This is a genomic window from Pseudomonas sp. LABIM340, assembly GCF_040017195.2.
Classification (GTDB): Bacteria; Pseudomonadota; Gammaproteobacteria; order Pseudomonadales; family Pseudomonadaceae; genus Pseudomonas.
Window position 1 is genome coordinate 3,539,764 of sequence record NZ_CM200227.1, and the last position, 13,316, is coordinate 3,553,079.

13 protein-coding genes are annotated in these 13,316 nt (G+C 65.1%); 8 read left to right on the forward strand and 5 right to left on the reverse strand.

Going from position 1 to position 13,316, the window contains the following annotated elements:
- Window positions 1–418 precede the first annotated feature (418 nt).
- The 6 genes from fapA (at window position 419) to fapF (ending at window position 5,381) form a co-directional block, all read left to right on the forward strand.
- Entirely contained in the window at window positions 419–871 is a 453-nt protein-coding gene (fapA, locus tag ABKS89_RS16235; protein WP_348586127.1) for a functional amyloid chaperone FapA, read from the forward strand.
- 1 nt (window position 872) lies between these two features.
- A complete protein-coding gene (gene fapB / locus ABKS89_RS16240) occupies window positions 873–1,451 on the forward strand; it encodes a fibril amyloid subunit FapB (protein WP_138215609.1) in 579 nt (192 codons plus the stop codon).
- A gap of 55 nt (window positions 1,452–1,506) precedes the next feature.
- A complete protein-coding gene (fapC, locus tag ABKS89_RS16245; RefSeq protein WP_138215608.1) occupies window positions 1,507–2,511 on the forward strand; it encodes an amyloid-like fimbrin subunit FapC in 1,005 nt (334 codons plus the stop codon).
- Between the two features lie 75 nt (window positions 2,512–2,586).
- On the forward strand, window positions 2,587–3,267 hold the full coding sequence (gene fapD, locus ABKS89_RS16250) for a fibril amyloid maturation endopeptidase FapD (RefSeq protein ID WP_045217496.1): 681 nt from the start codon (window positions 2,587–2,589) through the stop codon (window positions 3,265–3,267).
- Window positions 3,268–3,313: 46 nt separating this feature from the next.
- Entirely contained in the window at window positions 3,314–4,054 is a 741-nt protein-coding gene (fapE, locus tag ABKS89_RS16255) for a fibril amyloid subunit FapE (protein ID WP_348586128.1), read from the forward strand.
- Between the two features lie 52 nt (window positions 4,055–4,106).
- A complete protein-coding gene (gene fapF, locus ABKS89_RS16260) occupies window positions 4,107–5,381 on the forward strand; it encodes a fibril amyloid transporter FapF (RefSeq protein WP_348586129.1) in 1,275 nt (424 codons plus the stop codon).
- Window positions 5,382–5,659: 278 nt separating this feature from the next.
- Here fapF and ABKS89_RS16265 read toward each other — a convergent pair whose 3' ends face one another.
- Both ABKS89_RS16265 and ABKS89_RS16270 read right to left on the reverse strand, forming a co-directional pair.
- Window positions 5,660–6,994 (reverse strand): sigma-54 dependent transcriptional regulator, encoded by a 1,335-nt coding sequence (locus tag ABKS89_RS16265; RefSeq protein WP_081519827.1) that lies wholly within the window; start codon window positions 6,992–6,994, stop codon window positions 5,660–5,662.
- 131 nt (window positions 6,995–7,125) lie between these two features.
- Window positions 7,126–8,616, reverse strand: a complete 1,491-nt coding sequence (locus ABKS89_RS16270; RefSeq protein ID WP_138215605.1) for a RimK family ATP-grasp domain-containing protein — start codon at window positions 8,614–8,616, stop codon at window positions 7,126–7,128.
- Between the two features lie 141 nt (window positions 8,617–8,757).
- Between ABKS89_RS16270 and ABKS89_RS16275 the strand changes: the two genes are divergently transcribed.
- Entirely contained in the window at window positions 8,758–9,852 is a 1,095-nt protein-coding gene (locus ABKS89_RS16275) for a peptidase C39 family protein (RefSeq protein WP_518300944.1), read from the forward strand.
- A gap of 2 nt (window positions 9,853–9,854) precedes the next feature.
- On the opposite strand, the gene ABKS89_RS16280 is transcribed toward ABKS89_RS16275, so the two are convergent.
- Genes ABKS89_RS16280 through ABKS89_RS16290 form a run of 3 tightly spaced genes read right to left on the reverse strand, consistent with a single transcriptional unit; the run spans window position 9,855 to window position 11,935 of the window.
- Complete coding sequence (locus ABKS89_RS16280) at window positions 9,855–10,511, reverse strand: response regulator (protein ID WP_348586131.1); 657 nt, start codon at window positions 10,509–10,511, stop codon at window positions 9,855–9,857.
- Window positions 10,508–11,776, reverse strand: a complete 1,269-nt coding sequence (locus tag ABKS89_RS16285) for a sensor histidine kinase (protein ID WP_348586132.1) — start codon at window positions 11,774–11,776, stop codon at window positions 10,508–10,510. Before ABKS89_RS16285 ends, ABKS89_RS16280 begins: the two co-directional genes overlap by 4 nt.
- A complete protein-coding gene (locus tag ABKS89_RS16290) occupies window positions 11,777–11,935 on the reverse strand; it encodes a hypothetical protein (RefSeq protein WP_171039443.1) in 159 nt (52 codons plus the stop codon).
- A gap of 170 nt (window positions 11,936–12,105) precedes the next feature.
- Between ABKS89_RS16290 and pedA1 the strand changes: the two genes are divergently transcribed.
- The gene (gene pedA1 / locus ABKS89_RS16295; protein WP_348586133.1) at window positions 12,106–13,308 is read left to right on the forward strand and encodes a lanthanide ABC transporter ABC transporter substrate-binding protein PedA1; all 1,203 of its coding nucleotides are present in this window, start codon (window positions 12,106–12,108) and stop codon (window positions 13,306–13,308) included.
- The last annotated feature ends 8 nt before the right edge of the window (window positions 13,309–13,316 follow it).

The following is a 13,316-nucleotide window of genomic DNA, read 5'->3' on the forward strand; positions in this document are numbered from 1 at the left end:
AGATGCAGACAACCGCGATCCGGACCGGTTCGCGCCATCATGCAAAATGCCTAATTCATTGAAAAGCCTGCTGCACTCAAGTACCAGAAAGGCTACAAACCACCCGATTCTGTTAACGGCACGAAACACTCGAAACGCCGCAAACGCTGACGGGCCCTGCCTCGGGCCTTCCCACCCAAAGTTGTGTATCAGGAACGCAACAGAATTCGCTTCTCCCGTGAGACGAGCCCCGTTCTAGGGGCCGCGCAGGGCTTTCGTACGCTCGTTCTGTATCAGCGCCGAGACATCCGCTCCGTGATGGCTCATGTGGCCTAACGCCATGTCATTGATTCTCAATAGCTGATTAAAAGCGGCACGGCCCCTGCTCCACCTTGGTACCGCTGGTTAGGGCTCAGCGCACCAAGAAGGAACCGCCATCATGGGGAAAATCGACTCACGGATAGTCGGCATTCTCGTCACGCTCGCTTGCGGCGCGGCCAGCGTCCCGCTGTGTCCGGTCGCACAAGCCGGCGACGGCACCATCGTCCTGCAGCGCCAGGTGCAGCCACGCGTCGCCACCCGGCCGACCGACATTCCCGACCCGAACCCGATCACCGTCAACCCGAACATCTCCGACCAGATCGTGCGCCAGACCGGTAACGCCGAGCTGAGCGACAGCGATTTCGCCGGCGTCACCAGCGGCTCCAGCCTGCAGCGACACATCCTGCCCGGCGGCCAGTTGGTGGGCATGGACAACGGCGCCAACCAGAGCCTCAACGGTAATGGCATGGGTGCTGGCGCAGCTGGCGGCGGCGCCGGCATTTCCAACTCGGTGAACCGCACTGTCCAGCAAGGGCTCTCGCCCCTGCGCATGCTGACGGGGGACCGTTGAGATGAACGCCCGCCTGCTCGCTCTCCCGCTCCTGATCTGCAGTGCCACGGCCCTTGCCGCTGATCCTTCGACGGTCAACAACGCCAGCATCGACAGCGCCGTGCGCAATTACCGAGGCGTCGCCAGCGTGAACCAGGCCGCCGGTGACTCCCAGCAACAGGCCAACGGCCGCGCCATCGCCATCGGCAGCAACGCCCAGGCCACCACCCAATTCCGCCAGGCGGTCAACACCAGCGTCGACCTCAACCAGGCCGCGTCCGCCAGCATCACCGGCAACGCCTTCACCAACGGCAACGGCGCACTGGGCGTGAACCAGGCCGCCGGGGCTGCCAACCAGCAAGTGAACGCCATGCGGATCAGCGTCAGCGCCATTCCGCAGAGCGTCGATGACAGCGTGCTTTCCCAGCAGAACGTCGCGCTGCCAGTGAACTCAGGCTCGAAGGACTCCACCACGGGAAGCCGGCAGGTCGTCACCAGCGACCAGGCCTTTGCCGGCAGCCGGGGTGTCGTGCAGATGAGCCAGAGCGCCGGGGTCGGCAATCGCATTGCCAACACCCTGAGCATCCGGGTCGCGGATTGACCCAAGCCAACTCCAATAACACTAAACACGCCAAACAAAGCAAAGGAGATACACCATGAAACCAAGAATGGCTCTGAAGCCTCTGGTTTTCGCTGTTGCAGCGGTCATGGCTGTAGCAGTGCAAGCAGATAATCGCGACAACGACCGTGGTCGTGGCCATCACGACAACCATGGCCATCATCACCAACAACCCAAGACCCCGTACGATCCCTACAAGGACCCGCGGATCGATGCAGGCGCCAGCGCCACGGTGGAAGACACCCAGGAGAGCAGCGACAACACCGTGGTGAACATGGGCACCAAGAACAACGCGACAGTCGACGGATCGTTGGGGAACGCATCCGGCAACGTGGGCGTCAACGTCGCCGCTGGCGACATGAACCAACAGGCCAACGCTGCCGCCCTGGCGACTGCCGATGAGAAATTCATCTTCGGTACCGCCTATGCGTCGACTGAAGTGACCCAGAACAACACGGACAACCAGGCCTGGAACTTCTCCACCACCAACAAGGCTTCGCTGAACAACTCCGGCAGCAACTCCTCCGGGAACATCGGCATCAACATCGCCTCGGGCAACTACAACCAACAGAAAAACGACATGGCAGCCGCCGTGTCCGGTGGTCGTAGTGCCGACTCCTACAGTGGCGCCACCCAGACCTCCAGTGGCAACACCGTGGGCAACGTGGCCTTCCTGACCTACGAGAAGGAAACCCTGCGGTCCACCTTCAGCGCCCATGGCACCTACAAGGGCGCCGGTGCGGGCTACGTGGTCGACGAGTCGGGCCGTGGCGGTCATGACGACAGCCGTAACAGCGGTGGCAGCAAAACCGACAAGGATCCGCTGTTCTTCGTCGAAGCTGGCACTGTCGATCTCAGAGGCCAGGCCACCTATCAGGTGCTGATCCCCACCGGCTGGAAAGACCCGGTGCGCAACGATGCCTCCATCAACAACTCGCTCAACAACGTCTCGGGCAACCTGGGCGCGAACGTTGCGGCTGGCGTAGGCAACCAGCAGAGCAACTCGCTGTCCATCGCCGCAGGCTGCAAATCCTGCCTGTAAGCGAAACGGCGTAGCACCTGGAGGCTCCGGCAACGGAGCCTCCTTCTCCGCAAGCCACCCCAAGGCGTCACGATCATGCGTACGTCCGCCCTGCTTTTGCTCGCCCTTTTCAGCCTCACGACGCAGGCCGCGCAACTCCCCTTCGCCATTCTTCCCGGCGGGTCGATGGCCTACAAACACGTCGAGAGCATCCGCGAGCGCAAGTTCAGCAACCTGGTCCAGCAGAAGACCGACTTCAGCTGCGGCGCCGCCGCGCTGGCGACGATCCTCCGCCAGGCCTATGCGCTGGACGTGGACGAGGAATTCGTGATCAAGGGGATGCTGGTCCGGGCCGACCCGGACCTGGTGCGCACGCAGGGCTTCTCGATGCTCGACATGAAGACTTACCTCGAAGGCATCGGCATGCGCGCACGCGGGTACCGAATCCCGCCGGCATCTCTGGAGAAGCTGACGATCCCGGTGATAGTGCTGATGGATATCCGTGGCTACAAACACTTCGTCGTCATGCAGCGTGCCTACAAGGGCTACGTCTACATCGGCGACCCGGTGCTGGGCCACAAGCGCTTTACCCAGGAAGATTTCCTCAAAGGCTGGAACGGCATCATCTTCGCCGTCATCGGTCCGGGCTACGAACAGGCCAACGCCCTGATGAACCCGCCCGACCCACTGACGGCCAGGGACCGAATCAATGCGTTCAGCCCGGTCAAGGATGCAGAGCTCATGGAATTCGGTTTCATCCAGAGCGACTTCCTCTGAGACCGCACAAGAACGGAAGGCAGGAATCCTTCCGGGGAGAACCCTAATGAAAGTGATCCCGCTGCTTGCCGCCACCTGCATAGTGGCCTGCCTGCCGGTCCAGGCGGAAAGTGTCTTCAAGCCGATCGAGCTGAAGGATCAGGAGCTGGCCCAGCTTCGCGGCAAATACGTGATGCCGGGCCGGGTCATCAGCTTCGGCATCGTCATGAGCAGTACCTGGAAGAACGCCGTGGGCGACAACATCGGCGCCAGGGTCAGCATGCAGATCCAGGAATCCACCATCAAGCCGCAGTTCTACGTCACCACCATCGACGAGAAAGGCACCGGCGCGGCACCGGCCGCGGGCACCGGCACGGTCACCGGTGGAGCCGGCCTCAACCAGACCCAGGGCGTCACCCAGAGCGTTCGCGCCGCCGGTGATTACAACACGGCATCGAACAACGTCAGCATCGACGTCAAGGAAGCCAACCAGGCCCCACCTGTGGCAGCCCCGCAGGGAACGCCGCTGGACGCCGCCCCTGTCACCGCCAGCAATGCGGCCGGTACCGTCAGCGTGTCGCCGAGCAACGGCGGCGTGCAGATGGCAATCAACGCCAACGGCCAGGGCGCCGCCATGCAGCAACTCGCCGCCGGCGGACTACTCCAGGCCGCGCAGATGGTGGGTGGGAATAATGCCGTCAATAACCTGGCACAGCTCAGCGTGGTACTCAAAAACAACCTTCCGTCGACTGGAGCGCTGGACTGCAACCTCGACCAACTCAAAGGGCTTCGCACCATGGGTATGTGATCTACGCTCCAGTGCGACTGTGAGGTCCAACCTATAAGAAGGACAGCGCGCCATGCACCGATCGCTAACGCTAGGAACTGCAATCTGTGTATCCGCATTACTCCCCTCGACCTTCGCCGCCGCCGCGACGGAAGCCGAGGTGGAGACGTTGAAGCAGGAATTGCTCGAACTCAAGCAGCGCTACGAGGCCCAGCAGAAGGCCCTGATGGTGCTCGAGCAGCGGGTCAGGCAGGTCGAGGAAGCACCGGCCACGCCCGCCCAGCCCAAGCGCCTGGTCACCTCCACCGGCAAGCCGACACCGCCCGGAACCGGCAACACCGTTGCCTCCAGCGGTAGCTCCTACGGCGAGTCGCTCAAGGACGACGCCAGTCCGCCCAAGAGCGTGGAGAACCTCTACGACGAAGCCAGCGGCTTCTTCGGCAACGGCGCGTTCAGCTTCGAGACGGGCATCACCTACACCCACTACGACACCAAGCAGCTGATCCTCAACGGCTTCCTGGCGCTGGACACGATCTTCCTGGGCAACATCGGCGTGGACAACATCAACGCCGACAACTGGACCCTGGATCTCACCGGCCGCTACAACTGGAACAACCGCTGGCAGTTCGACATAAACGCCCCCGTGGTTTACCGCGAGAGCACCTTCGAATCGGCCGGCGCCGGCAACTCCACGGCGCAGTCCACCGACGAGAAGGTCACCCGCGACCCGACCCTGGGCGACGTCAACTTCGGCATCGCCTACAAATTCATGGACGAAACCGAATCGCGCCCCGACGCGGTGGTCAGCCTGCGGATCAAGGCTCCTACCGGCAAGGAACCCTACGGCATCAAACTCAAGCGCGCCTCGGACAACGACAACCTCAACGTGCCCGAGTCCCTGCCCACCGGCAACGGCGTCTGGTCCGTCACCCCCGGCATCTCGCTGGTCAAGACCGTCGACCCGGCCGTGCTGTTCGGCAGCTTCTCCTACACCTACAACATGGAGGAGTCCTTCGACGACATCAGCCCCACCCAGGGCGTGAAGCAGAAAGGCAAGGTCGACCTCGGCGACTGGTTCCAGATCGGTGCGGGCGTAGCCTTCGCCCTCAACGAGAAGACCAGCATGTCGTTCTCCTTCTCCGACCTGATCGCCCAGAAGAGCAAGATCAAGGCCGACGGCGGCGACTGGACCACCGTCACCGGCAGCGACGCCAACGCGGCGTACTTCAACTGGGGCCTGACCTACGCGTGGAGCCCCAACCTGACCATCGTGCCGAACCTGTCCATCGGCATCTCGCCGGATGCGCCGGATTTCAGCTTCAGCGTGAAATTCCCGTATTACTTCTGACGGCTCGGCTGTCCTAACGCAAAGGCCCCTTTTCGGGGCCTTTGTCATTCTTGCCATCGCAGACATCAACCGCGCCCGCCTTCTGTAGGAGCGGGCCATGCCCGCGATCCGCCGGCAAGGCCGGCGCTTCAGGGGGACTACCCGGTCGGCAACAGCTCCATCAGCCTGCATGAGCGCCCCATGGGCCCGCTCCTACAAGGGGGATTCCGGCACGCGGGAGAAATGTGGAAGGCAGCCGGGACGGACCTGCGTCCGCCCGCCGTGCCGACCACCCCGCCCTAGCGCAACTGATGCTTGTGCAACAAGCGATAGAAAGTCGGCCGCGAGATACCCAGCATCCGCGCCGCCACGCTGAGGTTGTCACCGTGCCGGGCCAGCGCATCGCACATGGCCTGACGCTCGGCGCCGAGCTTGTACTCCTCCAGGGTCACCAGCGGCAGATGCGCCGAGCGGCCCTTCTCCCGCTCCAGGCCCAGGTCGCGGGCCTCGATCTGTCGCCCCTCGGCCAGCACCAGGCCGCGCCGCACCCGGTTGGCCAGCTCGCGCACGTTGCCCGGCCAGCTGTGCTCGGCCATCGCCGCCAGCGCATCGTCCGAGAAGCGCCGCGGGCGGCGACCGGTCTCGACGCTGTAAAGGTGGGCGAAGTGGTTGGCCAGCAGCGCCAGGTCGCCATTGCGCTCACGCAGCGGCGAAGTGGATACCTGCAGGACATTGAGCCGGTAGTAAAGATCCTCGCGGAACAACCCGGCGCGGATTGCCTGTTCCAGGTCGACGTGGGTCGCCGCCAGCACCCGCACATCGACATCAATGGGCTGGCTGCCGCCGACACGCTCGATCTGCTTCTCCTGCAGCACCCGCAGCAGGTTGGCCTGCAACTCGAGCGGCAGGTCGCCCACCTCGTCGAGGAACAACGTGCCGCCATTGGCCTGTTCGAAGCGACCGATCTTGCGCTGGTGCGCCCCGGTGAACGCGCCCTTCTCGTGGCCGAACAGCTCGGACTGGATCAGCGCCTCGGGCATCGCCCCACAGTTGATTGCCACAAACGGCCGGACCGCCCGCCGCGACTGGCGGTGCAGCGTACGCGCCACCAGTTCCTTGCCGGTGCCGCTCTCGCCGCGGATCAGCACGGGTGATTCGGTCGGTGCGAACTTCGCCAGCAGCTTGCGCAACTCGCGCACGTCGCGGCTTTCACCCAGCAGTTCGTGCTCGTGCTCGTCGCTGTGCACGCTGCCACGCCCGCGCAGACGGGCCATGCCGAACGCGCGCCCGAGGGTGACCTGCACCCGCGCCACATCGAAGGGCAAGGTATGGAAATCGAAGAACCACTCACTGACGAAATCGCCGACTTCATTGAGTGGCAAGGTGTCCGGGCTGAGCACGGCTATCCACTCCGTGCCGCTGCGGCTGATGAGTTCCTTGACGGACTCCCGGCGTTCGAGATGCCGGGGTTGAAGGCGCAGCAGGCCGACGTCACAACCGCGATTGCCGGCGTTATCCAGCTCGCAGCTGTCTACTTCCCACCCTGCTGCCCGGAGTCCGGGTAAAAGCCTGCGGCAGTCGTCGCACGGATCGACCACCAGCAGGCGACGAAGATTCGTGGCTGCCTCGAGCATGCTCCCTTCCTTGGCGCCATTATTTTGAAAAACTTTAAAAAACAGTCGGTTGGCGCTCCAATTTGTAACGCTAGCAATATCTTGACGCAGCCCATCGACCGTTTTCCTATAAGGTCAATGCCGAATCGATCTCACCACCCGCGACCACGCCGCTTGACTTCCAGCCGCCGCACGAACTCCTCGAGGACCAGCTTGTAGAGGTCGTCCCCCAGGTAGACGTCCTCTACCCCGCAGTCGATGTTCGGGTTGTCGTTCACCTCGATGACCACCACGCGGTCCCCTGCCTGCTTCAAATCCACGCCGTAGAGCCCGTCGCCGATCAGGTTGGCGGTTTTCACCGCCAGTTCCACGACCTTGCGTGGCGCCTCGTGGACGGCCATCGTGCGGAAATCGCCGCTCACTTCCTGGGCGTCCGGGCTGTGGTCGTAGATCTGCCAGTGCCCCTTGGACATGAAGTACTGGCAGGCGAATATGGGTTTCTGGTTCAAGACGCCGATCCGCCAGTCATATTCGGTATAGAAGAACTCCTGGGCGAGCAGCAGTACCGACCGCTCGAACAGTTCCGCGCTGGCCTTGAGCAGCTCCTCCTGATTGGCCACCTTGATCACCCCGCGGGAGAAGCTGCCGTCGGGAATCTTCAGCACCAGCGGGAAGCCCAGGCGTTCGCCGACCTTCTCCAGTTCCTGCGGGTTGTCCTTGTAGAGGATTTCGGTAGCCGGCATGCCCAGCTTGTGGCTGCGCAACAGGTCGGCGAGGTAGACCTTGTTGGTGCAGCGCAGGATCGACACCGGGTCGTCCATCACCACCATGCCCTCGCTCTCGGCCTTCTTGGCGAAGCGGTAGGTGTGGTCGCTGACGCTGGTGGTCTCGCGGATCAGCAGGGCGTCGTACTCGGCGAGACGCGAGTAGTCCTTCTTCTCGATCAGTTCGACGTCGATGCCAAGACTGCGGCCGATGCGGATGAAGTTCTTCAGTGCCTTGCGATCGGACGGCGGGAAGGCTTCCTCCGGGTCGTGGAGGATCGCCAGGTCGTAGCGGTACTGCTTGCGCGAACGCGGCTTGCGCCAGATCTGCCGGCTGAAGCCGTCCAGGGCGTTGGCGAACTGCTCTTCCTGATCCTCGCGCAGCTTGTGGATGTTCCCCGGTTTCACCCCTTCGATATGCCAGCCGCGGTTCTTGCGGAACTCCACCAGCAGCATCGGGCACGGCAGCGCCTCGAACAACTGGCGCGCCAGGTCCTGCAGCGGCTCGATGTCGGTGCGGCCGAAATACAGCGTCAGGGTGAAGCCATCGGTGCTGCCGTAGGGATGGTCCGCCAGCGCCTTGTCGAGGGTCTTCTCCAGGTCTTCCAGCGCCAGGCTGTAGAGCGACTTCTTCGCCAGCTCGCTGATGCTGCGCACCGACGGGATCACCTTGTGCCCGCGCGCCTCGGCCAGCAGCGAGCAGTAGTAGCCGTGGCCCAGGTACTTGTAGTTGCGGCACAGGTTGATCACCTGCACGCGCTTGCCGTTGTCGTCGTCGATCGGCATCTCCAGGTACTCCTGGGCGCTGACCACATCTTCGCTGGGATAGTAGGAGGCCCAGTCTTCCTTGCGTTCCACGATGATGAACAGCTTGCTCACGACACCTCCGAAGCTGGCTGGCGCGCTTGCCGCGCCCTGGCCCTGGGACAATACTGGTTGAGCTTCGACCGCACGACGCAACGCCCGTTCGCAGCCAGCACCGGACAAGGTGCGCCCCGCAGATTAACGAATGCTTACCCTATGAAACTCCAGTTCCGCGCCGCTTCAGCCGACGACCTGCATGCCCTGGTCGAGATGGAAAACCGCTGTTTCGAACATGACCGACTGTCCCGCCGCAACTTCCAGTGGATGATCAGCCGCGCCCACGCCAGCCTGACCGTCGCCGAATCCGACGGCCAGTTGCTGGGTTACGCGCTGGTGCTGTTCCACCAGGGCACCTCGCTGGCGCGCCTGTATTCCATTGCCGTGGACGAGCGCGCCCGCGGCATCGGACTGGGCCAGAAGCTGCTGGACCGTGCCGAGGCCGAGGCGCTGGAGAACGACTGCGCCTACCTGCGCCTGGAAGTACGCCCGGACAACCGTGGCGCCATCGCCCTTTACCAGCGCAACGGCTACCGCCCGTTCGCCACGGTGCGCGACTACTACGAAGACCATAGCGAAGCCCTGCGCTTCGAGAAGCGCATCCGCCACATCAACGAGCGCACCCACCGCCACGTGCCGTACTACCGGCAGACCACCGAGTTCACCTGCGGCCCCTCGGCGCTGCTGATGGCCATGGGCGCACTGGAGCCCAAGCGCCACCTGGAGCGCCGCGAGGAGCTGCGCCTGTGGCGCGAGGCGACCACCATCTACATGACCGCCGGCCACGGTGGCTGCAGCCCGCAAGGGCTGGCGCTGGCGGCCCTGCGCCGGGGCTTCCGCGTGCGCCTGCTGCTGTCGGAAGACGGCCCGCTGTTCCTCGACGGCGTGCGCAGCGAGGAGAAACGCGAGGTGATGCGCCTGGTCCACGAGGATTTCAGCGCCGAACTGGCGCAGAGCGACGTCGAGCAACTGCTGGTCAACCAGCTGGATATCGAGGGTGCGCTGGAAGCCGGCGGCCAGCCGCTGGTACTGATCAGCAGCTATCGGCTGACCCGCTCCAAGGCGCCGCACTGGGTGGTGGTCACCGACTGCGACGAGGACTTCGTCTACCTGCACGACCCCGACGTCGATCACAGCCAGCACCGCGAACCACTGGACTGCCAGCACATCCCGGTGAGCCACGCGGAATTCGAGCAGATGAGCCGCTTCGGCCGCAGCAAGCTGCGCGCGGCGGTGATCCTCTACAAGCGCTGATGCTAGCCGGCCAGCGCCTCGCCGCCGACCCGCAGCACGCCGGCGTCGATCGCCAGGTGAACCAGCTCGGCGTGGGACACCACCTGCAGCTTCTGCTTGAGCAGGGTGACGTGGTTCGACACCGTCTTCGCGCTGATGCACAGGTGCTCCGCCACCTGCCGTACCGGCAGGCCGCGGGCGAGCATCACGAAGATCTCGAACTCGCGCTGGGTCATGCCTTGCAAGCGCGGGTCCTGGCCATCGGCGCCCTGGGGCCGGCGCGCCAGCTGGGTGGCCAGCGGCTGCTCGATGTAAGCGTGGCCGGCGAGGATGCGCCGCACTGCTTCGACCAGCACCGCCGGTGACGCGCCCTTGGTGATGTAGCCCGCCGCGCCGGCATCCAGCGCCTGGCGCACCAGCGGCAGCTCGTCGTGCATGCTGAAGAACAGCACCCGCAGTTGCGGCAGGCGCTGGCGCAGCCGGCGGGTGACTTCCAGACCGCTGATGCCGGGCAGGCCGATATCCAGGATCACCAGGCTGGGTACGCTGCGCTGGACCGCCTCCAGCGCGGCTTCGCCATCGGCGGCCTCGCTCACTTCCACTTCCGGGATCAGCCCGCGCAGCAGCGAGGCGATGCCATCACGCACCACGAAGTGATCGTCCACCAGCAGAATCTTCACGCCCTCTCTCCTTCCATCAGGCTTTCCGTCAACGGCATCCACAGGCGCAATGCCAGGCCGCCACCGGGACGGCGGCGCAGGTGCAGCTCGCCTCCCAGGCAGCGGGCGCGCTCGCGCATGGAGCGCATGCCGATGCCGGCGCGCGGCAACCCATGGCAGCCCCGGCCGTCGTCACGCACCCAGAGCAACAATCGCCCCTCGCGTCGCCGCAGAACCACCCGCACATGGCGAGCGCCGGCGTGCCGGGCAACGTTGGTCAGTGCCTCCTGCAACAGGCGGTACAGGTGGGCCTTGGCGGATGCCGGCAGGGCCGGCAGTTCGTCCAGCTGCAACCGGCAGGCCACGCCCTGGCTGGCCTGCCATTGTTCAATATGCAGACGCAGCGCCTCCTGCAGGCTGACCCGCTCCAGCACCACCGGATAGAGATCACGCACCAGCGCGCGGAAGCTTTCGTTGAGGCCCTGGCAATGCTGCTCCAGGCGGTCGAGGGTGGCGAAGGCAATGCCATCCTGGCGCTCCAGGCTGCGCAGCAGGAACACCTGCGCGCGGATGCCAGCGAGGTACTGGCCGATGTCGTCGTGCAACGCCTGGGCGAGTTGCTGGCGTTCGCGCTCCTGCACCGCGAGCAGCGCGCGGGTCAGCTCGGCGTTCTCCAAGCAGGCATGCTCCAGCGTTGCCGCCATCCCGTTGAAACCGCTGGCCAGGCGCTGTGCCTCGGGCAGAGAGTGATCCGGCAGACGCACCTGGAACCGGCCACGGGAAACTTCGCCCAGCGCGCCATGCAGTTGCTCCACCACCCGCAGGCCACCACGCACCGCCCAGCGGATCGCCAGGAGGCTGGCCAGCAGCGACACGCCGAACAGCACCAGCAGTTGCACCAGCGAATCGCGCACTTCATCGATCTCGTCGCGCGGGTCGAGGCTCAGCTGCACGCGTCGGCCATCGGCCAGGGTCAGCAGGGTCGGCGCCGGCAGGTCGGGGTACAGGCGCGCCGCCAGCCAGTCATCCAGCCCCGAGCGCGGTGCGGGCGCAGCGGAGTCCAGCCAGTGCACGCGCACATGGCGCAGGCCGGCCGTGAGGTCCGGATCGAGGCTGGCGGGGTCGCGCTGCGCCGCTTCGCGCAGGTAATCGAGCACCCCGCGCGCCGCGTCCATCTCGCGGCGCACATCCTCGTTGCCCTGGTGCAGCAGCACGGCCAGGCACACGGCCGCCAGCAGGCCGAAGAACAGCCCGACCAGCAGGTTGATCCGCCACAGCGCCGACATCTACGGCGCGCTGCGACAGGTCGTGATGCACCCAACCGGGGCTACCGGCGCACGCAACTCCGCCGCCGGCAGGTAGCCGTTGCGGGTATAGAGGAAATCGAAGCCGAACAGGCTGAGCATCAGCAGGATCGGCAGGACGAGAGTGACGGCGATACGCATGGCGACGCTCCTCTTCTGGTTCTTGTAGCGCCATCCTAGGACGCGGGCGCGGCGCGCAACCTACTACCTTGGTACTGCCCCAACCGGTACTTTCTGCATATTTTCCGCACCCCTGGCGCTTCCTATGCTGGCCGCACAAGAACTTGTCGGCCCGGAAAAGGAGTCGCCCCATGCGCCAGTTCGTCCTGCACGGCGTCGCCTATCTGCTCGCGGTTGCCTGCGCCGCTGCCTTCAGCCTCGACGCCCGCGCAGAGGAATCCCCCGCGCTGGAAATCCGCATCGGCTACCTGGGTTACACGCCCGACCCCGGCCCGCTGCTGTCCAACGTCATCCCCGAACCCACCGACGCCGGCCTGCGCGGCGCGGAACTGGCGATCACCGACAGCAACAGCACCGGGCGCTTCCTCAAGCACCGCTACAGCCTGCAAGCCGCCAGCACCGACACCCCGGAAAAGCTGCTCGCCGAGGCCAAGCGTCTGCACGATGCCGGCCTGCGCCTGTTCGTGGTCAACGCCCCGGCCGACACCCTGCGCCAGGTGGCCGCCGCCCTGCCGGACAGCCTGCTGTTCAACGCCGGCGCCGCCGATGACGAACTGCGCGCCAGCCAGTGTGCGATCAATGTGCTGCACACCCTGCCCAGCCGGCTGATGCTGACCGACGCCCTCACTCAGTTCCTGGTGCTGCGCAAATGGACGCGCTGGCTGCTGATCGTCGGCCAGCGCCCGGAAGACGCCCTCTACGCCAACGCCCTGCGCCGTTCGGCCAAGCGCTTCGGCGCGAAGATCGTCGAGGAAAAACCCTTCACTTTCGACAACGACCAGCGCCGTAGCGCCCAGGCCGACATGGCGCTGTTCACCCAGTCCAGCGAGGACTACGACGCCGTACTGGTGGCCGACGAGCACGGCGATTTCGGCGAGTACGTGCCCTACAACACCTGGCTGCCGCGCCCGGTCGCCGGCACCCAGGGGCTGGTCGCCACGGGCTGGCACAAGACCGTGGAAACCTACGGCGCCGCACAGCTGCAGAAGCGCTTCGAAGAGCACGCCGGGCGCTGGATGAACGACCGCGACTTCGCCGCCTGGATCGCCGTGCGCAGCATCGCCAGCGCCGTGACGCGACTGCGCGACGCCGACCCGATGGCGATCCGCAAGCTGTCGCTGTCCCCCGACCTGCCGCTGGACGGTTTCAAGGGCTACAAGCTCGGCTTTCGCCCCTGGGACGGCCAGCTGCGCCAGCCGATCCCGCTGGTGCAGCCGCGCGCGCTGGTCAGCACGTCGCCGCAGGAAGGCTTCCTGCACCCCGCCAGCGAACTCGACAGCCTCGGCCTCGACGCACCGGAAAGCCAGTGCCGCCTCGCGCAAGCCAATCCATAAGAAGAACT

Bases quoted from the DNA above. Each gene is read 5' to 3' on its own strand.
- fapA (WP_348586127.1), top strand. From the start codon at position 419: ATGGGGAAAATCGACTCACGGATAGTCGGCATTCTCGTCACGCTCGCT.
- fapB (WP_138215609.1), top strand. From the start codon at position 873: ATGAACGCCCGCCTGCTCGCTCTCCCGCTCCTGATCTGCAGTGCCACG.
- fapC (WP_138215608.1), top strand. From the start codon at position 1,507: ATGAAACCAAGAATGGCTCTGAAGCCTCTGGTTTTCGCTGTTGCAGCG.
- fapD (WP_045217496.1), top strand. From the start codon at position 2,587: ATGCGTACGTCCGCCCTGCTTTTGCTCGCCCTTTTCAGCCTCACGACG.
- fapE (WP_348586128.1), top strand. From the start codon at position 3,314: ATGAAAGTGATCCCGCTGCTTGCCGCCACCTGCATAGTGGCCTGCCTG.
- fapF (WP_348586129.1), top strand. From the start codon at position 4,107: ATGCACCGATCGCTAACGCTAGGAACTGCAATCTGTGTATCCGCATTA.
- ABKS89_RS16265 (WP_081519827.1), bottom strand. From the start codon at position 6,994: ATGCTCGAGGCAGCCACGAATCTTCGTCGCCTGCTGGTGGTCGATCCG.
- ABKS89_RS16275 (WP_518300944.1), top strand. From the start codon at position 8,758: ATGAAACTCCAGTTCCGCGCCGCTTCAGCCGACGACCTGCATGCCCTG.
- ABKS89_RS16285 (WP_348586132.1), bottom strand. From the start codon at position 11,776: ATGTCGGCGCTGTGGCGGATCAACCTGCTGGTCGGGCTGTTCTTCGGC.
- ABKS89_RS16290 (WP_171039443.1), bottom strand. From the start codon at position 11,935: ATGCGTATCGCCGTCACTCTCGTCCTGCCGATCCTGCTGATGCTCAGC.
- pedA1 (WP_348586133.1), top strand. From the start codon at position 12,106: ATGCGCCAGTTCGTCCTGCACGGCGTCGCCTATCTGCTCGCGGTTGCC.